The 18,638-nt window shown below is 48.6% G+C and carries 20 protein-coding genes; 1 reads left to right on the top strand and 19 read right to left on the bottom strand.

What is annotated here, in order from left to right; genetic code table 11:
* Window positions 1-55 precede the first annotated feature (55 nt).
* The 19 genes from WCY20_RS04485 to WCY20_RS04395 form a co-directional block, all read right to left on the bottom strand.
* Window positions 56-1,588 carry a BatD family protein gene (locus WCY20_RS04485; RefSeq protein WP_345977337.1) on the bottom strand — a complete coding sequence of 511 codons (1,533 nt, stop codon included), beginning with the start codon at window positions 1,586-1,588 and terminating at the stop codon, window positions 56-58.
* A complete protein-coding gene (locus WCY20_RS04480) occupies window positions 1,569-2,405 on the bottom strand; it encodes a tetratricopeptide repeat protein (protein ID WP_345977335.1) in 837 nt (278 codons plus the stop codon). The genes WCY20_RS04485 and WCY20_RS04480 overlap by 20 nt, the downstream gene beginning before the upstream one ends.
* Entirely contained in the window at window positions 2,398-3,369 is a 972-nt protein-coding gene (locus tag WCY20_RS04475) for a VWA domain-containing protein (RefSeq protein WP_345977333.1), read from the bottom strand. The genes WCY20_RS04480 and WCY20_RS04475 overlap by 8 nt, the downstream gene beginning before the upstream one ends.
* Complete coding sequence (locus WCY20_RS04470; RefSeq protein ID WP_345977332.1) at window positions 3,359-4,255, bottom strand: VWA domain-containing protein; 897 nt, start codon at window positions 4,253-4,255, stop codon at window positions 3,359-3,361. Before WCY20_RS04470 ends, WCY20_RS04475 begins: the two co-directional genes overlap by 11 nt.
* A complete protein-coding gene (locus WCY20_RS04465) occupies window positions 4,248-4,634 on the bottom strand; it encodes a hypothetical protein (protein ID WP_345977330.1) in 387 nt (128 codons plus the stop codon). Before WCY20_RS04465 ends, WCY20_RS04470 begins: the two co-directional genes overlap by 8 nt.
* Complete coding sequence (locus WCY20_RS04460) at window positions 4,634-5,464, bottom strand: DUF58 domain-containing protein (RefSeq protein ID WP_345977328.1); 831 nt, start codon at window positions 5,462-5,464, stop codon at window positions 4,634-4,636. The genes WCY20_RS04465 and WCY20_RS04460 overlap by 1 nt, the downstream gene beginning before the upstream one ends.
* Window positions 5,465-5,472: 8 nt before the next feature.
* A complete protein-coding gene (locus WCY20_RS04455) occupies window positions 5,473-6,420 on the bottom strand; it encodes a MoxR family ATPase (RefSeq protein ID WP_345977326.1) in 948 nt (315 codons plus the stop codon).
* A gap of 365 nt (window positions 6,421-6,785) precedes the next feature.
* On the bottom strand, window positions 6,786-7,712 hold the full coding sequence (locus WCY20_RS04450) for a DUF302 domain-containing protein (protein ID WP_345977324.1): 927 nt from the start codon (window positions 7,710-7,712) through the stop codon (window positions 6,786-6,788).
* 10 nt (window positions 7,713-7,722) lie between these two features.
* On the bottom strand, window positions 7,723-8,157 hold the full coding sequence (locus WCY20_RS04445) for a DsrE family protein (RefSeq protein ID WP_345977323.1): 435 nt from the start codon (window positions 8,155-8,157) through the stop codon (window positions 7,723-7,725).
* A 22-nt stretch (window positions 8,158-8,179) separates the two neighbouring features.
* Complete coding sequence (locus tag WCY20_RS04440; protein WP_345977321.1) at window positions 8,180-8,569, bottom strand: DUF255 domain-containing protein; 390 nt, start codon at window positions 8,567-8,569, stop codon at window positions 8,180-8,182.
* A complete protein-coding gene (locus WCY20_RS04435) occupies window positions 8,562-9,473 on the bottom strand; it encodes an MBL fold metallo-hydrolase (RefSeq protein WP_345977319.1) in 912 nt (303 codons plus the stop codon). Before WCY20_RS04435 ends, WCY20_RS04440 begins: the two co-directional genes overlap by 8 nt.
* A gap of 17 nt (window positions 9,474-9,490) precedes the next feature.
* The gene (locus WCY20_RS04430) at window positions 9,491-10,699 is read right to left on the bottom strand and encodes a hypothetical protein (RefSeq protein WP_345977317.1); all 1,209 of its coding nucleotides are present in this window, start codon (window positions 10,697-10,699) and stop codon (window positions 9,491-9,493) included.
* 188 nt (window positions 10,700-10,887) lie between these two features.
* Complete coding sequence (soxB, locus tag WCY20_RS04425) at window positions 10,888-12,654, bottom strand: thiosulfohydrolase SoxB (RefSeq protein WP_345977315.1); 1,767 nt, start codon at window positions 12,652-12,654, stop codon at window positions 10,888-10,890.
* Window positions 12,655-12,665: 11 nt separating this feature from the next.
* Entirely contained in the window at window positions 12,666-13,436 is a 771-nt protein-coding gene (soxA, locus tag WCY20_RS04420) for a sulfur oxidation c-type cytochrome SoxA (RefSeq protein ID WP_345977314.1), read from the bottom strand.
* A 3-nt stretch (window positions 13,437-13,439) separates the two neighbouring features.
* Complete coding sequence (gene soxZ, locus WCY20_RS04415) at window positions 13,440-13,775, bottom strand: thiosulfate oxidation carrier complex protein SoxZ (protein WP_345977312.1); 336 nt, start codon at window positions 13,773-13,775, stop codon at window positions 13,440-13,442.
* A gap of 50 nt (window positions 13,776-13,825) precedes the next feature.
* On the bottom strand, window positions 13,826-14,293 hold the full coding sequence (gene soxY, locus WCY20_RS04410; RefSeq protein ID WP_345977311.1) for a thiosulfate oxidation carrier protein SoxY: 468 nt from the start codon (window positions 14,291-14,293) through the stop codon (window positions 13,826-13,828).
* 12 nt (window positions 14,294-14,305) lie between these two features.
* Window positions 14,306-14,866 carry a sulfur oxidation c-type cytochrome SoxX gene (soxX, locus tag WCY20_RS04405; RefSeq protein ID WP_345977309.1) on the bottom strand — a complete coding sequence of 187 codons (561 nt, stop codon included), beginning with the start codon at window positions 14,864-14,866 and terminating at the stop codon, window positions 14,306-14,308.
* Between the two features lie 121 nt (window positions 14,867-14,987).
* A complete protein-coding gene (locus WCY20_RS04400) occupies window positions 14,988-16,154 on the bottom strand; it encodes a HAMP domain-containing sensor histidine kinase (RefSeq protein ID WP_345977307.1) in 1,167 nt (388 codons plus the stop codon).
* The gene (locus WCY20_RS04395; protein ID WP_345977305.1) at window positions 16,144-16,344 is read right to left on the bottom strand and encodes a hypothetical protein; all 201 of its coding nucleotides are present in this window, start codon (window positions 16,342-16,344) and stop codon (window positions 16,144-16,146) included. Before WCY20_RS04395 ends, WCY20_RS04400 begins: the two co-directional genes overlap by 11 nt.
* 441 nt (window positions 16,345-16,785) lie before the next feature.
* Between WCY20_RS04395 and WCY20_RS04390 the strand changes: the two genes are divergently transcribed.
* A complete protein-coding gene (locus WCY20_RS04390; RefSeq protein WP_345977303.1) occupies window positions 16,786-18,618 on the top strand; it encodes a GGDEF domain-containing protein in 1,833 nt (610 codons plus the stop codon).
* Window positions 18,619-18,638 lie beyond the last annotated feature (20 nt).

The raw sequence follows: 18,638 nt of genomic DNA, 5'->3' as shown, positions 1-18,638 counted from the left end.
AATTAAAAATATAATTAGAAGTCTAGATTATACCCTTTTTTTGTTGCAGCTGCCATTAGAGCAGTTCGGGTTCGTTCGGCAGACCATTAAAAAAATCGATCAACGCCTTTTTGTCAACCGTGTTCGTACCCCCGTAATAAAGGTTCTTTTCCAGTTCGGCCAGGGCACTTTCGATCACGGCACTCTCTTTTTTATACGGCAGCAGCAGTTCAAAGAGGGCTTTATCGTTTTTTGCCTTTTTGACGCTTTCAGCCATCGTACTTTCTCGCCTCTTTTTCGGCAGTGCTTCAGAACGGCTTCGCATAAGCAGCCACGCGAATAGACCACCTACCACAAATCCCGTCGATGCTGCATAGAGCAGCTCTATCCGGCTGCTCTCTTGAACAGACGTTTTCAACGTGGTAGATTTCTCTTTGATCGCATCTGCCACCTCGATCTTGCTTTCAAGCGTGCTTTGCGGCGAAGCCGCCCTCACGGTACCGCCCGTCACTTCGACCGCAATCGGATCGCTCTTTTTGACCACCTCTTTCTGGCTCTCGCGGTCAAAGTAGCGCAGCATCAACGGCGGTATCGTGTAGTTGCCATCAGCTATGATGACAATCTTCTGCTCGAAACTGCCCAGATAATCTTCGCCGACGACACGTGCTTTGATCTCAGGGGCATTGGCATAGATCACCGCCCCGTCAATATCGAGCGAATACTTTTTGATATCATCGATATTGCCAACGCCGTCAATCGAGACGGTCAGGTTAAGCGGCTTGTTTGCGACAACTGCCGTCTTGTCGACGCTTACGTTGATATTGAAGTCCCCGTAGAGTTCAAGCCCGTCCGGCAGCGGCTCCACGGTAAGGCTCTCTTCATTGGAAATCACGCTGCTAACACGCAGATTTCGCCCGAAAGCGTTGTCAAAGAAAGGGTCAAGGCCTCGGCGCGACTGGACATACTTGCCCACTTTGGCCACTACCGCGGGAATCTTCAAGGTGCCGCTTTTCTGCGGAAAAAGCAGATAGCTGTAGGCCTCCGTGCTGTATTCTCCCTCAACACCCTGTCGGACACCGTCTATCTTTTTGACCCAGAAATCCTCAAACTTCGGCTCTTCGATCTCCAACTTGTCAACACGAGTGTCAGGCTTTTTCTTTAAGACAAGATCAAACCGTACCGCCTCGCCGACATACGCCTGCTCTTTTGAGAGGTGCATGTCCAAAACAATCGGTGCCCTCTTATCCTGTGACGGTTTGACAATTTTGACATCGACAGGTTTTGTCCGTTCGACACCGCCGTCGACAAGCACTTTGTAGCTTGGAATCTGCAACGACGCTTTCGGCGTAAAGGTATAACTTTTGGAATGTGTTTTTGTGTAGTTTCCGTTGGTGATGCTGATGTTCTGCGAACTGTTTGTCGCCAGGATCGGATTGCCGTCGATGGAGGTGATAACGGGGAACTCGATATCACTTCCCGTCGCCGTGATCGTATAGGTGACGTTGTCACCGGCGTACAACACATTGTTATCGACACTCACCTTCACCTCGGCAAAAAGAAGAAGCGGCAGCAGCAAAAGTGCGGCTATCTTACCAATCGGTAGTTTCATTATCCTGACCTCCTTGTGTTTTAAGCGGGACCATCAGGGTACGGATACCGCGCTTGTTTAACTGGTTCTCATATTTGCGTTCCTGCATGTCGCTGATCGGCTCCTCTTTAGCTTCGTTTTGGCTCATAGCATTCTGCTCTTTTTCAGGTTTATCCTCTTTGGAGGCTTCATCTTCTTTGGCATGCTTCTCTTTTTCGTCTTCTGCGTTTTGTTCATCAGACTGCTCTTCGTTTTGCGCCTTTTGCCGGTCATCTTGTCTCTCTTGCTGATCCTGATTGCTCTTTTGATCAGAGCCCTGATCCTGTTTTTGATCCTGCTGATCGTTTTTCTGCTCTTGTTCTTTTTGATCTTGTTTCTGATCATCCTGCTTTTTCTGATCCTGATCGTTCTGCTGCTGATCCTGGTTTTGCTTTTGTTGCTGTTCTTTCTGCTTTTTCAACAGTTCCAGATTGTATTTTGTATCTTCATCATCACTCTGTTTCAAAGCCTCTTCGTATGATGCGATGGCCTCGTCGATCTTGTGGGTTTTTGCATAGGCATTGCCCATATTGTGCAGGGCCTTGGCACGGAGCTCCGGCTTTTTCACCTGCTCGTACTGTTTCAGTGCCTCGTCAAATTTCTGCTCTTTATAATAGGCATCGCCCAGGTTAAAACGGAGGTCGTCGTTTTTCTCTTCTATCGTTTCATAGAGCTTCGCCGCTTCATCGTAGCGGCCTGCAGCATACGCCTCTTTGGCCTGATCGAGCGTTCTGAAGTCCAAAATACCGCCGAAAAGCGTCGAACCGGCAAGAAGTAAAAGAACAATAAGCCTACGCATGTTTCCTCCTTGTTGAAGGCATCGAATAGAGCGAGGTTAAGAGCAGCAAAAGGGCCAGAGCAAGCGGATAGTAAAAGAGTTCCCTCTCATCTCTGATAGTCGAACTCGCTTCATTTTTATCACTGAAACGCTGTTTGATCGCCTGAGCCAAGGCATTTATATCGTTGCTCTTTAATGAATATTCCATATAGGCACCGCCGCTTCGGAGCGCCAGCTCTTTGATCTTCTCGTTGAGACGAACAACGACGATATCACCGTTTTTATCGGTCAGTGCACCTTTCGCGTCGGGGATGACACCCCCTTTTCTGGTACCGATATTGTAGACGAAGACGACAATATTGTGCTCTTTGGCATAGGCGATCTCTTTTGCAAAGTCCGCAGAATCACCCCCGTCGCTAAAGAGCACAAGCGCTTTTTTCTCACTCTCTTTCAGAAGGTCGTTTGTCACCTCCAGGGCGTTCATTACCGAGGTTCCCCGAAGCGTAACGGAGTCGAGGTTCATGTTCTTGACCAGATAATCAAGAGTCGCAAAATCCTCGGTCAGCGGCGAGACCAGAAAGGCACGGGAGCTGAAGCCCACCACCCCGATCTTCGCCTCCTGAAAGTCGCCGCTGAACGCTTTAAACTTCTTCTTCGCCAGTTCCAGACGGTTCGGATAGACATCGTTTGCGAACATGGAGCGCGAGATGTCAAAGGCTGCCATGATGTCGATAGTGCTCGACTTGACCTTAATCTCGCCGTTGTCGATATAGGGACGGGCCAGGGCAACGATCATCAGTGCCGATGCGATCAGAAACAGCGCGTTCCTGAGAGCAGGATTCAGGAAGCTTTCTGAGAGCTGCAGCTTTTTGAGGAGCTCCGCATCAAAGTAGTGGCTCAGACTCGCCCCCTTTCTAAAAAGCATCACCGAAAAGGGAATAAGCAACAGTAGAAGGAGCAGCAGTTCAGGCGATTTAAAGAGCATAACGTCTCCTTCTGGCAAAGAGATAGAGGAACATCACCCCGACTGCGGCACCCAGAGGGTATTGAAAGAAGTAGTGTTTTCTGACATACTTGTTTGCCTTGATCTCGCTCTTTTCAAGCCTGTCTATCTCCTCATAGATCGCCCTGATACGCTCGCCGGAACCCGCCTCATAAAACGTACCTCCGGTCTCCCGGGCTATCTGCTGCAACACGGCAGGATCATAATCACCCGCCCCGCCGACACCGATGACGTAGACTTTGATGCCGTACTTCTTCGCCGTCTTAACCGCCACATCAAGCGGAATCGTGCCCGTATTGTCGATACCGTCGGTCAAAAGGATCGCGATCTTGTGTTTGGCCGTTGACGCCTTAAAGAGTTTAGAGCTCATAAAAAGCGCTTCATAAAGCGCGGTACGCTGTCTACCCGCAACACCCACATGGATCTTTTCAAGCAGTTCGCTAATGCTCTTCTTATCGTAGGTCAGCGGGATGGCGACATAGGCGAAATCCGCGAAGATCGTCAGCCCCAGCTTGTCGTGCTCGCGCTTTTTCAGAAAGTCCAGAACGATCTCTTTGACGATTCCGAATTTGTTGTACTGCTCCATCGAACCACTGGCATCAAGCAGAAGCGAGATCTCATATCCTTTGTCATTCTGGACGACGATCTCATCCTCCTTGATGGGGCTTGCCATTGCCGTGACCAGAAGCGCAAGCATCAGGAACTTCAGAGCGTTGACGAGAAGGCCCTGTTGCTGCGCCGCCTTTTTCAACATCGGCAGGTTCGGCAGGATCAGCTGCTGGCGTTTTGCCTTGCAAAAGCGCTCGCAGACAACGAAGAGCAACGCAAGAAGCAAAACATACGGGTATTCGAAAACAATATTACCCACGGCTCAGCTCCTTGATAAAAGCTTGCATCCTGGACTTCAACGCCGCATCGAGTTCGGGGACCTCTTTTTTGAACTTGTAGGGTTCCAGCGCTTCCAAAATCTGTTCAAGCTCTTTACGCTGGGCTTCATTGACAGCGTAGTTTGCCAGATGCGTAAAGTCATAGGCGCTCTGTTTCGCATCGCCGAACTCGAATTTCTCCAGCAGGGCTATCGCCACTTTCTGTTGCGTCAACGGCTCTTTTCTTGTGAAATATTTGTAGAGTATAACGCCCAAAACGGCAAGCAGTATCAATGTCATAGTGACGGCCCCGATAAAGTAGTAGAGAGAGTAGTCCGTCACTTCGACAAGACCTTTAATATCGCGCAGTTCTTCCATCATCAATGCCTAAAGAGTGAAGAGAGTTTTATAAACGGCTCTTCATCGGTGTAGATTTTCGTATGTTTGATGCGATGCTGGGCAAAGTGTTCAAAGAGCTTTTCGTCGTGCGCTTCAAGCGCTTTGCGATAACTCTGCATAATCTTCGGTGAAAGCATGAATGCCTCGTTGTGCATCGTGGTCGGATCGATCAGGTCCATCTCGCCGAAAAGTTTCGGCTCCTCTTCAAACCGATCGCGCACCATAATACCGAAGACCTCGTGTTTGTTCAGCAGCGAAAGGTCCACATCCCCGTAAAAGTCACTCACGACAAAGATGAGCGAACGGCGTTTTATCCGCTCATTGACGTAGTGCACCAGGGCGTTAAAGTCACTCACCTTCTCCAAAGGGTCGAGACCGAGCGCTTTTTCCAGAGTGATATGCAAGGAGCCCATCTTCTTGGTAGGCGGCATAAAGAACTCCTCTCTGTCCGAGAAAAAGAGTGTGCTCAGGCGGTCATCGTTTTTAAGCGTCGAGTAGGAGAGCAGTGCCAGTATCTCCGCCATCAGCTCCTGTTTGAAACGCCTGGTGCCGAAATAGATGCTGCCGCTGACCATAAAGGCGACAACGATGTTGAGTTCGCGTTCTTCATTAAAGAGGTTGACAAAGGGTCGGCCCGCCTTGGCCGTCACCTTCCAGTTGATCTTGCGGACATCGTCACCGACGTCGTATTCGCGGAGTTCCTTGAAGTCGAGACCGTTGCCGGAGAAGAGAGAGGGGTTCCCGCCCACGTTCTGACCAAAGATATTACGGCGGGTCTTGATCAGAATCTCTTCGCGCTTATCGATGAACATACCTGTCCCTACGGAAGTTTAATGGCTTGGAGTATCTTCGTGACGATATCGTCGGCAGTGATGCCGGCAGCTTCTGCCTTGTAGTTCAGAATGATACGGTGGCGCAGGACCCCGTGCAGCACATCGGCGATATCAAGCGGTGTCACAAAATCGTTGCCGCGGATGTAGGCGATCGCCTTGGCCGCTTTATAGAGGTTGATGGAGGCACGCGGGCTCGCCCCGTATTCAAGATAGTCTGCAACACCCCCTACCCCGTATTTCTCGGGCTCACGCGTCGCATAGATGAGCTTGACGATATAGGCCGTCACCGTATCGTCGACATGGACCTGTTCCACTGCCTCGCGCATCGCGATGATGTCAGCCGCGTCCGCAACCTTCCCGATAAAACCGAAAGTACGGTTGGCAACACGGTTGACGATCTCGATCTCTTCGTCAAAACTGTTGTAATCCACATTGACCTTCAGCATAAAGCGATCAAGCTGTGCTTCGGGAAGCTGATAGGCCCCCTCCTGTTCAACCGGGTTCTGCGTCGCCAGTACCAGAAACGGCGCCTCAAGCTTGAAGGTCTCTTCGGCGATGGTGATCTGTTTCTCCTGCATCACCTCCAAGAGAGCCGACTGCACTTTCGCCGGTGCGCGGTTGATCTCATCAGCCAAAAGCAGGTTGGTGAATGCCGGCCCGCGTTTGATCTTGAACGACCCCTCTTTCTGATCATACATCTCCGTACCGACAATATCGCTCGGCAAAAGGTCCGGGGTAAACTGCACCCGTTTGAAATCCAGACCGAGTGCTTTTGCCAGGGCATTTATCGCCGTCGTCTTGGCCAGACCCGGCACCCCTTCGACCAGAATATGGCCGTCACTGATCAATCCGATAAGCATCGCGTCAATCAGCTCTTCCTGGCCGACCATCACTTTTTTGACTTCAAGTTTAATAGCATCTATCTTCTGTTTCAACACGCTGTCCTTTTTACGTCTCTGTAACGTCTCATCAACACCGTAATAGGCGGATGACGCTCTTTAAAGTATCTGCAATTATAGAGATGGAATGTTAATCTTTAGTTAATATAGTGACCGCAGCAGAACAAGACATATGTTGCTGTTCAGCGCATATTTTCACGGATGCATTCTCTTTCGAAACAGCTGATGTCGATGTTAAAAAAACAGGGTAGGAGAAGGTGGCGGCGAGAGCTACCTGCAGCATAAAAAAACCTAGTCAATTCTTAAGGAGTGAGCATGAAATATAGGTACTACAGGCAGGTCTCGCCGTCAGCCCTGAAGGCGGCTTTTATACCGCTTCTGCAGGTCGGTAAAAAGAGCGACTATTCCGTCGCCTCTTTTAAAATGTTTTCAAAATCCTTCTGCGCCTTCATCAGCACAGCTTTGGCGTTTTTGTCTTCAACACGGGCGCTGCTCATCCAGTTGTAGACACCTGGAAAGCCCATAACGATCTTATCATCGCCTTTTTTCTTGTAGACCATCATGGTACACGGAGCAAATGCAGAGGCTTCCGGACGGGTTTTCGCGACATTGTAGATGACTTTCAGTTTACAGATCGAGTAGGTGTCGTAAAAATCGAACGGACTCTCTACCTTGTCTTCTTGCGTAAGAATATAGTTGTATTCCGTATAGTTGGACATGACGAAGCCCATCGGCTTGAAACCGTCTTCGATCGTCATCTGAAGCTCTTCCTTCGCATCTTCCCAGTCATCGGCATCGACTTCCATCTCTACGCGTGTCACAAGCGGTCCTTCCGCCGGAAGCGGGTTCTCATCACTGATAGCCACTGTCGCTTTCGGCATCGCCTTCATCAGTGATGCCGTCACCTCTTTTTCGATCGACTTCAAAAGAGGGTCAACCGTTTTCAGACCCAGGATCTTTGCCTGCGCCTCTGCCGTCAATACCGAAGCATGCAGCGACTTATCGCCTTTTGCCTGATAGATACCGATACCCATCGGGACAAAGATTCCGGCATCAGGATACTTTTTCACCAGAGTATCACTGAGTTTCAGGTGGAAAACCGTCAAAAGATGGAACACATCATAGTCGCTCTGCTGGAACTGGATATTGAACGGCCCGTTCATCTCGCTGTTGGCGGAGATGTAAAAACCGTTCGCTTCAAGTGTCTTTTCTATCACTGAAGGCAGATCACTTTTAGGATCATTTTCTACAGTGAATATTTTGATATCGCCTTGCGCCAATATGTTGGTCGTAATGAACAACAGCGCCAATACTATTTTTTTAATCATGGGGTTTCCTTTATGGTTTGATATATGTCCATCCGGACTTTACGCGTTCTATCATCTCGACAATACCGGCCGTAACGATCTCCGTACCGTCGATCAACTCTTTTTCATCGATCTTTTTCGTCCGCATGGTGTTGCCGCAGGCGACAAATTCGACGTCGTACTGCATCAGTGCATCGACACGCACCGCGATCTCTTTTTCTTTTTTCAGCAGGGCGCGGATGCCGTGGTAATAAGCGACGATGCGCATCTCGACATTCTCCGGTCCGTAAAACTTCAGGACGTTGTTCGCCGAACTCAGTACATGGTGGATCGCCTCATCATCACCTTCGGTGATGCAGAAGACGATCTGGCGCGGATTGTCAATGGACGGTTTCGGCTCTGCAAACTCCGTGTCCGCACCTAAAAGACCCGCCATCATGACGATCGTCATCAAAATACGTTTCATTTGTCTTCCTCCTCTTTAGATATCATTTGACGCCATCGAGAAATGAGCGGAAATCTTCCTGGTTCCATGAGCCCGGAACCGTTTTGAGAAGTTCACCCTCTTCCGAGATGAAGAAAAACGATGGCGTCATCGAAACAACCAGTTCCAGAGGCATCTTCTCCTTGGAAAGGTTGATCTTGACCGGGACAAACCGCTTGGCAATGTACGCCGCCATCGCTTCATCTTTAAAAACCGCCTCTTCCATCTCATCGCAGTAGTGGCACCCGGTGCGGACCGCGTCGATCATAACGATCTTGTGCGAGGCTTTCGCCTCTTTCATACCGGCTTCCCAGCTGCGCCACGCTACACCTTCGGCGAAGAGTGAAGAGAAGGTCAAGGACAAGAGTAAAAACAGTTGCGATAACTTATTCATCCGACCACTCCAACATGCGGTACGCCGCTTCAATATTTTGTGCATGCATCTCATCATAAAGTGCTGCCGATGAGAATACATCCATTTTAATCGTCTTGACAGCATCCTCGATGCCGACATCATTGTCGATCGCCTCACTCACCTCGTCACGTAACTCTACCAGATAACGGTAGGTCAGATCAATGGCATCACTGCCGACCCTATTACCGTGCCCTCCGATGACATACGGCAGTTGCATCGCCCTGACCGTCTCCAGAGCTGCGATCCACCCGTTGATGTCACCGTCTCTCAAGGAGGGTATCCTGTCGTTAAACACTACATCACCGCAAAAGATCGTCTGCATCTTCGGCAGATATACAAGAATATCTCCAGAAGTGTGGGCTTTTTGTGCGACTTTGATCAGCCGTATTTCATTCCCGTCGATATGCAGTGTTCTGCTCTGATCGATAAATTTTGTCGGCAGTTTCGGCGAAGTCAGGGTATAGGCCTCTTTCGAGACCCTCTGCTCCATCCGCGTCACTGCCGAGGGGTTAACTTCCTCTTCAAAGGCGGAGCTACCTAGTACTTCCGCCCCTCTGGAGATGTAAAACCCGTTGCCCAGCCAGTGGTCATCATGCACATGCGTATTGATGACCGTGGCTTTCGGCATCTTTTTAACAGCTGAGATCTCATCCCAGGCCTCTTTCGCATAGGCGTAAGTCGGGCCCGAATCAATGACCAGCCACTGTTTGCCGAGATCGACAAAACAGCTGTTGACCATGTTCCCGTTATTCTTGATGTTCATCACCTCTGGTTTTCCAAAGAAGCAGTAGACTTTATCGTTGACCTTCTCAGGCTTCAAGCCGTATTCAAAGGCCGATAAAAGCGTCGCTGACGTCAGCAAAACCGTAAGGGATTTCATCATTACAACCTATTAACTTCTTAGAACTTGTACTGGTACTGGAATATCCAAGCGTCGTCTTTATAGCCCTTCAGACCGTTCCATACTTTAGCACCATCTGTGTCACCGCTTGCGATGACATAGTCAAACATCATACGGTGCGCATTTCTCTTACGTTTTGAGCCGCGGTCCATTTTATTATCAAATGGACTGATGTAAAGGTTCACACCTACATAAGTATTGCCAAGTTTCGTCTCAACACCGCCTTTTTCAGATGTACCCTGGATATGTTTAAACGACGGTTCAACATATTCGTTGATCGCATAGGTACCTGTCAGTGCCATTGTCGTCTCATCCCAGCCTTTGACACCTTTGATGTTTTTACTGTCATAGTACTCAACCTTCACATTTGCGCCATCCAAGAAGTGCGAGTCAACACCGAAGTTAAGCGATTTGTAATCCTCGGTATCTGCAGTAACCAACGTGCCGTCGGCCTGCTTATGCCCTTCTATACCGCCCGCTTTTTCAGATACGGCATAGGATACTTCTGTGTGAAGCAATTCAGTCCAGTCAAACATAAGACGACCGACATATGAGTTTGCATCACCCGGCTTGGCATTCGTTACCGCACCACTACGTGCTGCCTGGTTACCGATCATGATATCGTAACCGAATCCTTTCCACGGACGTTCGTGTCCCATTTCGAAACCGTTGACTTTGCCGTTGTTTCCGAAGAACATGTCACGGCCTGAAAGCATGATACCCATATTTCTTTCCATCGCCAGTGCTTTGTCAAATCCACGCTCGACAATATCAAGGTTCCAGCCCGGGATCGTAAAGCTCATACCGTGAGGCATTTTGATCAGACCCACCTTAAGGACAAGTGCATCATCTTGCACGTACGAGACAAAGGCATCTTTAACCATTTTTGGCATACCGACGTCACCGTTTACAGCATTGATCGAAGCGTCCTGGTTGAAATCAAGGAAGACCTTACCGCGAACCTTACCTGCCGTGTAGTTCCAGCCCAATCGGACACGCTGTGCACCGAACTTGACACTTGCATCTTGATTATCTGCAATAACACCGTCACCGCCGCGGGCTTCCAACTGTGCGAAACCGTAGATATCAAGTTTCGTATCGACGTCGCCGATCTTTTTCGACATTGTATAAGCGGCCGAAGCATCCGCACTCATCATCAACGCAGCAGCTGCTGCAGTAGCAAGGCTTAAAGATTTAGTCTTTTTCATTGTATCACCCTTTTTTTTAACATAAAAGTGAGATAATGCCGTTTGTGACGAACCTATGTCCCCGGACATTTCTCACACTCTGCGGCAGCTGATACCTGCCGCTTCCTGACCGGATATCTCCGAATCACTCTTTTCCCTGCACGACATCTTTTCAAAGAGGCCATGCACTCCATTTTTGACAGTTCAAATTAACACGTTCCTCCTTTGTTTGGACAACCACAGTCGTAATCCAGCAACTTGACATTGCCCGCATTACTGACATCCACCACTTTTTGACGACGGATATAGTCGCGCGTCACGTCATAGACAGGACGGATCTTGTCTTTCTGGAGGTTCTCCCCCGCATTCTGCAGGTTACCGCCCCAGGAAGAGACGACATAGGTCTTCTCAAGATCGATCGGTTTACCGCCGATCATAAGGTCAGTGATGCGCTGACCCGCTTTCGCGCCGACGGTGATCGAATAGGTCACCCCGCCGAGACGGCTCATATCGCCGCCCTGTTGATAAAGCGGGTTGGCATTGAAGACATTGTCCGCTATATCTTCGAGCAACTGGGCGATTCGCGCGCCTTTAAGCTCGAAGGTGTAGACGTTCGGATAGGTAATACCGCACATCTCATAGACGTTGTCCATCAGGATGTCATCACCGGCCAACACGGTCGTTCCCCAGCGGTAACCCGGCGTAAACGAGATATCACACTTCATCTCGTCCATGATCGCATCATTGATCAGCTGATCGAAGGTCGAGAAGAAGGTGTCACGCTTGTAGAGTGTCCCTTTGGTCTTGCCCAGCACTTCATTGAACTCTTTGTCAAACGGCGCGTAGAGCTCGTTTACCAGCTTTTCACCTTCCGGATCGGCCGGGATGATGTTAGAGGCGATCGGAATAAGCTTGTACTCGTAATCTTTGACCTTGTGATCCTGGATGTCGATGTCAAGACGTCCGATATATTTACCGTGGCTGCCCGCAATGACGATCACCGTCCCATTGATAACGATCGGTTTCGGCGAAGGGTCGTGTGTATGACCGCTCAGAATGAAGTCGATACCGTGGACCTTGCGTGCCACCTCCTGGTCAACACTGAATCCGTCATGCGAAAGCACGACGACACAGTCGACTTTATGCTCTTTACGAAGCTCGTTGACATACTCCTGCAGCGTCTCAAGACGAAGTCCGAAGCTCCATCCCTCGGTAAACTCTTTCGGGTTGGCCGTTGATGTAAACGGAAACGACTGACCGATAATACCGATCTTGTGCCCGCCGCGTTCTTCGATGGTGTACGGTTCGAAAATCAGCTCTTCGTACTCATCGGCGAATGGGTCGTCACCGATGATGTTTTGCGAGATGAACTTCGCATCGAGCATCTCGATGAGCTCCTGGACACGTTCTTTACCGTAAGTGAACTCCCAGTGGCCGACCATAACGTCAACGCCCAGATAGTTCTGTGCTTTAACGATCGCTTCGCCGCCGGTCTTGAGTGCCACACCTGTACCCTGCCATGTATCACCCGAATCGAGGAACATGACGTTTTCCGCACCGCGCTGACGCTTGATCTCGTTGACTAATGTCTTCATATGCGCGACACCACCCATTTTCCCGAACTTCTTCGCCAGGGCGTCAAAATCCATATGGGTGTCGAAGTAGGCGTCAAGCGAGCTTGGTTCCAGACCATAATGTTTGGAGAAGGCCTCACCGCATAAAAAACCCGGCGTACCGACAAGGTTCGGCGCCGAGATCAGCGTCGAAGGTTCACGCCAGTAAAGCGGTTTGATATGTGCATGCAGGTCGCACATATGCAGCAGCGTCACATTACCTTTTGCATTGAAGTCATACAGATCTTTCGCACCGATGGCAGCAGGGTTTTTACCCGGAACCGTCTTGGCACAGCCGCCAGCGACCGTTACCAGTCCAAGAGCTGCCGCGATCTGCATAAAGTCTCTTCTAGAAATATCCATAACGCTTTTCCTTAACGCTTCAGACCGGGGATTGCGATCTCACGGTCTTTCGCTTTCTCTGTCACATACACTTCAAGTGCCACCATCTCAGGCGATCCGAGCGGGATCACCGCCAGAAGCGCGTTGTTCATACATCCCTGGAAACGACGCTGTAGCGTTCTCAGTGACGACTTTGTCATACGGTATGCAGGCCATGTAGCACCTGCTTTGTTGGCTTCCGACCCCAGGTCCGGCAGCGGCTGCGTACGCAGTACCGATCCGACCACATCCGGCGAATGGCAGCTCATACATGAGAGCCCGCGCCCGCCGCGTTTTGTCGTGAACACTTCTTCACCAAGGGCATACGCCGCTTTCATCTGCTCATTCGCATTAACATCGATATTGATCTTCTCTTCGTTTGCGATCGATTTTGCATAAGCGCTCATATCAAACATTTCAGAGCTTTTAAGTGCAAACGGCTTGTGCCCGTTTTGTGCCATCAAAGCCTGCAGTACCTGGTCGAGACCGACCACCATACCTAACTTGTCGATGTAGCGGGGAAATCCTGCGATGTAAGCAGGAAGCTCGTCTTCGCTGACACCCAGAAATTTTGCCAGTCCCGCATCGCCGCCGCAATACTCTTCAAGCAGTTCATTTCCTGATTCGATCATGATGTCTGCCGGATTGTTTTCCAGCATCTCGGCATACATCGCACGGTCAGCATCGCTCATGGCGAACTGTTCGCCACCAAATGCAAGCACACCGATCAGCGCCGATGCCAGTATAATTTTTTTACCAATCATAACTTAGCCTTTCGGTTTGATTTTCGTGCTTTTCTCGTTGACTTCGCCCTGGTTGTCTTTATAGATGACTTTAAGTTCACCTGGCCCCGGGACTTTGAAGTTTAACGTGAAAACCGGGTTTGTTGAGAGTGACTCCCATGTCGTCATTGTCGTGATCGGTTTGTCGTTGAAGAAGAACTTCACTTCATTGATATAGTGCGCAGGAATGATCTTTCCTGTTTTCTTGTCTTTACGCATCCCTGTATCCATCGGGTGCATCACCATAAAGTTGACTTTGACCACATCGCCTGTTGTATATTTTTTCGGCTTGATCTTGATTAATGATTTTCTTTTTGCCATTGTTTTTTCCTTTCAATCTTCAATAATTATTTTGTACTTGTCCAACAGGATCAACCACATCCGCCGATAGTCACTTTTACGTTTTGTGACGCACTCAGAAACTCGCCTTTGCTTGTTTCGACAAGAGCCATAACATCCTGGGATGTACCGAGTTTGATACGTGTTGCAAACATCGCTGCCCCGTTTGCCGGCGTCAACATAACGTCTGCACAACGCACATTGCTGTTTTTCGTCGCGAAGATATGGATCGCTTTGACATAGTCGTCGTCCGTCATAGGCGAATCAACTTCAACCGTTACCGGAACAACCGCGCCGTTTTCCGCAATTTCGGGTGCTTTCAGGTGTACTTTAGGCGAAGCCACAACAGCCTTCCCGCCCGTGATCGCCTTTAACGCTGCATCAATAGTAAACGCGTTCGGTCCTTTAGGCGCTTCCGCGGCCATTACCATATTTGGAGCAACGACTGTCGAAGCAGCGGCCACCAATCCAAGTCCTCTTAAAAATGATCTTCTTTGCATACTTTCTCTCCTTTATTTCTTGATTGATACGATGTATGATGTGATGTCACAGATCTCGCGTTCTGTAAACAGGCCTGTTGTCAGGTTGATCGTCATATGGGTATCCGGGTTGTCGATTCTTGCATCTGCAATCTTCTGATAGACGAAGGCGTTGTCACGCGCACCGCTCTTAATAAAGTTTGCGTTGTAGTTCGTCAGGTCAGGACCGATGTTTCCGGCGCCTTTGGCGCCTTCTATGTTATGACAGGCGACGCAGTTTCCGTATTGCTTTGGAGGAATCTTGTCTTGCGGCAAATATGTTTTCCCCGGAACCATCTGTGTCTTTGAAAGCCCTTTTGGCAAGGCCCCTTTGACTTTTTCGCCATTGAGATTATGAAAAATAAACTCCCCTCTTGCGATTGCATCCGCATCTGTTGTGATACAGCCTGCCGGCATATTGTAAACTTTGGCCGGCCCCAAAAGATCCTTTGCTATGATCTTGCTTGCATTCGGACTCTCTATAGCAGTGCTTAGATCTGATGCAAATGCCAGACCCAAACCGAATGTTGTGCTTAAAAGCAACCATCTGCTCATATTAGCTCCTCCTTGTTGATTTCGAAAATTGTAACAGCCCAATGTAAAAATAGTGTAAAGATTGCCATTAAATTAAATGATGATACTTATAAGTGGTTTTATAAGTATTTGATATAGTGGGTTATGATTTCAGGAGCGATGCAGGAAAAGTGTAGATGAAGGTGCTTCCCTCTTTGGGCGTCGACTGCACCGAAAGCTCGATGCCCGTCTCTTCCATGATGGATTTGACGATATTCAGGCCGATTCCAAAACCGCCCTTGCCGGTCTCTTCCCTATAGTAGCGGTCAAAGATCTTGTTAGTGTCTTCAATGCCGAATCCGTAATCTTTAAAAATCAGCGCGCATTGAGCATCAACGCGTTTGAGCGTCACTTCGATCTTGCTCTCCTCATACGAGTACTTGATCGCATTGGAGATGTTGTTGTCGATAATGCGCTGAAGCTGGGTCGTATTGAAATGCAAGGTGATGCCGTCTTCCACATCGGCAGAGATGGCAATACCCTTCATTGCAGCGACCTCATCGAAATAGAGGATACGTTCACGCACGAATGCGCTCGCATCGATATCCTGATACTCAAATACTATCTGCTGGTTCTTGATAAGGTAGTCCATATCGTTATAGATGTTTGAGAGTGTCTTGGTCGCCGCCTTGATACGTTGCAGGTATTTGTTTTTCGGGTTTTTCAGATTAAAAAGGTCGATGTTGACATTGATGATGCTCAGTGGCGTATTGATCTCATGCATCGAGTCTTTGATAAAATTGTCCAGCTTCTCATTGACCCGTTTGAACGGGAGGGCAAAACGGTTTAAAAAAAAGATCGAAAGAAAAAAGACCACAACGACGATCGAGAGAAGTATCGTCATCACTTTCTGATAGACCGGGGCATAACTGAGCGGATTGCCGACGATAAGGTAGTCCGCATCAAAGTAACGATATGGCGGCAGCGCCACGATCAGATAGGCATAGTCCGTATCATCGATATGATAACCTGAAGCGAAGTGTTCCATCGGCGCATCGATCAGTGTGAATATCGGTTCGAAATTCAGGTTGTAGAGGCCCGACTGCACCCGTTTGAAACGGGGAAACTCAAAATAGGATTCGCGCGTCTCATCATACTCCTCCATCGCACTGATGATAAGCGAAGACTGCTGCTTTAAAAAGAGTTCGTTCTGAATCTCGTGAATATTTTTGATATAGACGGTATAGACATACAGCGGTGCCAGCAGGATCAGGGCGATGAGTGCCGTGTAAAGCGCTGCATTCATATAGGCATACTGATTATCTTTCAATGATATACTCCAACCCCCGGCGGTTATTGATGTCACCGTTTTCTAAAAGGACGATCGCTAACCTCAGCGCGTTCTCCTGATCCAGGACGAGTTCTGAGCGCAAAGAGAGGCTCAACCGGTCGCTATCATTATCAACCGCCACCAAAAAAAGGGGGATAATAAAAAAAAGATGCGTTATGTTTATCTTCATAAATGTTTCTTGCTTGTTTATGTCGCCAAACTATAGCAAAAGATTATAAATAACACCCTGTACCTAGCTGTAGAGTTCCATCAGAACCTATATTTAAACGCCCTGTTACGAGAACCGCCATACCGATCTGCATCTTGAAACGGGCTTTTGATACGCGCCGCATATCGTCTGCACTCTCATACGTATGCAGATAGTACTCTTCGGTATTCGCTATATCTCTGAAATGTGCCTTTAAAATATCGTCTACAAAACTGTCCAGATATCATTACGTATACCCTTCCGAAGATCGGGCAAGTACTCGAGATCTTTCCATGCTTTTGCTGTATCCCTGCAGAAAAGAGACCTGTTTATGTTTAAAATAGTTTATTTACGATAAAACTTTAAAGTTAAGACGCTACTCTATTATAAATTTTTCTTTTTATACTCCCATAAGGTTTTATAATGAATACAAATAATAAGGTTCTTCTGATCGTCGCCCTGATGTTTATCGGTCTGGCTACCGCCACCATTATCAATGTCGCCATCAATTTCAGGGAATATGCCTACAGCAATGCCATCGAGAAGTCCAAAATGACTGCCGAGATCGTGCGCGATGGTCTCACCGCGCATATGGTCAACGGCATCATGGACAAAAGGGAGTTCTTCTTGCGCAACATCGCCAACTCGAAAGATGTCGAGGATCTCTGGATCGTACGTTCCGACAGCGTCATTGACCAATACGGAAACGGATTTAAAAATGAGATCATTCGCGATGAGATCGACAAAAGTGTCCTGAAAGAGGGAAAATCGGTCCGAAAGATCACAGAAGATGCCGAACGTGCCATTCTGCGCGTCAGCATTCCCTACGTCGCCACCGCGTACGGAACGCCCAACTGTCTTCAATGTCATGCCGTACAGGAGGGGGATGTACTGGGTGCCATCAGCATGGAGTTCAACATCAGTGGCATCCGCCATGCGGGGACCATGACGATCGCGAAGATATTCGGGATCAACCTTCTTTTCCTGCTCATCGCGATCTTTATCACCAACCACTATATCAAACCCTATATGCATCTGTTCCACAACCTTCAGCAGGGGATCAAAAAAGCCCACCTTGGCGACTTTACCTACCGTTTCACCACACAGCTCAAGGGGGAGGGAAAAGAGGTGGCAGAGGAGATGAACGGTCTTTTTGAAAAGATGCAGGATGCCTTCGGAAGCATCAAAGACCAGCTGCGTACCTTCGTCGCACGTACCAATATCTCCTGTTCAGACCCGCTTCATGAGGCACGCAGTATCATCAACGAACTCTCCGACATCTACAAGTTCAAAAAGACAATCGAACTGGAGCACGACAAATATGCCATCTATGAGCGCATTACCTATCTTTTGAAAAATAAGTTCGAACTGACTCATTTTGCCCTCTATGAAGTAAACCATGCGCTCAAAGAGAGGAAGCTGATCTATATCACGCAGAAGAAGAGCTTTTGTGCAAACAAAGCGGACAATGCCGCACTTGAATGCCGTGCTTACAGAACAGCGACCGATATCATATCGACCGATTTCCCCCAGCTCTGCTCATCATGCACGCAGAACGGGAAGCTCGAATACGCCTGTCTCCCCTTTACCATCAACAATGATTTTTCTCTTATTCTTTCCATCTCTTCGACATCAAAAGAGAAACTGGGTGATATCAGCAACAAGATCATCAGTATCAAAAACTTCCTCGAAGCAGCCAAACCCGTCATTGAAAGTAAAATTCTTATGGACATCCTGCGCGAATCATCTCTTCGCGACGGCCTGACCGGGATCTTTAACCGGCGTTTCCTTGAAGAGTATATTGAACAGGAGCAGGCGGAGATCCAGAGAGAGGGAATCGCCTACGACATCATGATGATCGATATCGATCTCTTTAAGCAGACGAATGACAACTACGGGCACGATGCCGGCGATATCGTCATCAAAACCCTCTCCGAAATCCTCAAGTCGTCGATCCGTGACTCAGATATGGCGGTACGTTACGGCGGTGAAGAGTTCCTAATCATGCTGCGCCATGCCCAACACGAAGCGACGATGCGAATCGCGTCAAAGATTCAGGCAGACTTTAGAGAGAAAAAATTCTATTTTAACAATGAGACATTCACGAAAACGCTGAGCATCGGCATCGCAAGATTGCCGCATGACAATGATTCCATATGGAAAGTCATCAAATTTGCTGACGTAGCACTCTATGAAGCAAAAAACACCGGACGGGACAAAATCGTAGAGTTTACACCGGAGCTTTGCGAGGGATAGGAAGAGAGGTCACCCTGCTT

Source organism: Sulfurimonas sp. HSL3-7, from assembly GCF_039645985.1.
Lineage (GTDB): Bacteria > Campylobacterota > Campylobacteria > Campylobacterales > Sulfurimonadaceae > Sulfonitrofixus > Sulfonitrofixus jiaomeiensis.
Note: the sequence above shows the minus strand (reverse complement) of the source record. Positions and strands in the feature narration are given on the sequence as shown.

Bases quoted from the DNA above. Each gene is read 5' to 3' on its own strand.
- WCY20_RS04440 (WP_345977321.1), bottom strand. From the start codon at position 8,569: ATGAATAAGTTATCGCAACTGTTTTTACTCTTGTCCTTGACCTTCTCT.
- WCY20_RS04460 (WP_345977328.1), bottom strand. From the start codon at position 5,464: ATGTTCATCGATAAGCGCGAAGAGATTCTGATCAAGACCCGCCGTAAT.
- soxY (WP_345977311.1), bottom strand. From the start codon at position 14,293: ATGCAAAGAAGATCATTTTTAAGAGGACTTGGATTGGTGGCCGCTGCT.
- WCY20_RS04445 (WP_345977323.1), bottom strand. From the start codon at position 8,157: ATGAAACGTATTTTGATGACGATCGTCATGATGGCGGGTCTTTTAGGT.
- WCY20_RS04435 (WP_345977319.1), bottom strand. From the start codon at position 9,473: ATGATGAAATCCCTTACGGTTTTGCTGACGTCAGCGACGCTTTTATCG.
- WCY20_RS04475 (WP_345977333.1), bottom strand. From the start codon at position 3,369: ATGCTCTTTAAATCGCCTGAACTGCTGCTCCTTCTACTGTTGCTTATT.
- WCY20_RS04485 (WP_345977337.1), bottom strand. From the start codon at position 1,588: ATGAAACTACCGATTGGTAAGATAGCCGCACTTTTGCTGCTGCCGCTT.
- WCY20_RS04450 (WP_345977324.1), bottom strand. From the start codon at position 7,712: ATGATTAAAAAAATAGTATTGGCGCTGTTGTTCATTACGACCAACATA.
- WCY20_RS04390 (WP_345977303.1), top strand. From the start codon at position 16,786: ATGAATACAAATAATAAGGTTCTTCTGATCGTCGCCCTGATGTTTATC.
- WCY20_RS04395 (WP_345977305.1), bottom strand. From the start codon at position 16,344: ATGAAGATAAACATAACGCATCTTTTTTTTATTATCCCCCTTTTTTTG.
- soxB (WP_345977315.1), bottom strand. From the start codon at position 12,654: ATGGATATTTCTAGAAGAGACTTTATGCAGATCGCGGCAGCTCTTGGA.
- WCY20_RS04480 (WP_345977335.1), bottom strand. From the start codon at position 2,405: ATGCGTAGGCTTATTGTTCTTTTACTTCTTGCCGGTTCGACGCTTTTC.
- soxA (WP_345977314.1), bottom strand. From the start codon at position 13,436: ATGATTGGTAAAAAAATTATACTGGCATCGGCGCTGATCGGTGTGCTT.
- WCY20_RS04465 (WP_345977330.1), bottom strand. From the start codon at position 4,634: ATGATGGAAGAACTGCGCGATATTAAAGGTCTTGTCGAAGTGACGGAC.
- WCY20_RS04430 (WP_345977317.1), bottom strand. From the start codon at position 10,699: ATGAAAAAGACTAAATCTTTAAGCCTTGCTACTGCAGCAGCTGCTGCG.
- soxX (WP_345977309.1), bottom strand. From the start codon at position 14,866: ATGAGCAGATGGTTGCTTTTAAGCACAACATTCGGTTTGGGTCTGGCA.
- soxZ (WP_345977312.1), bottom strand. From the start codon at position 13,775: ATGGCAAAAAGAAAATCATTAATCAAGATCAAGCCGAAAAAATATACA.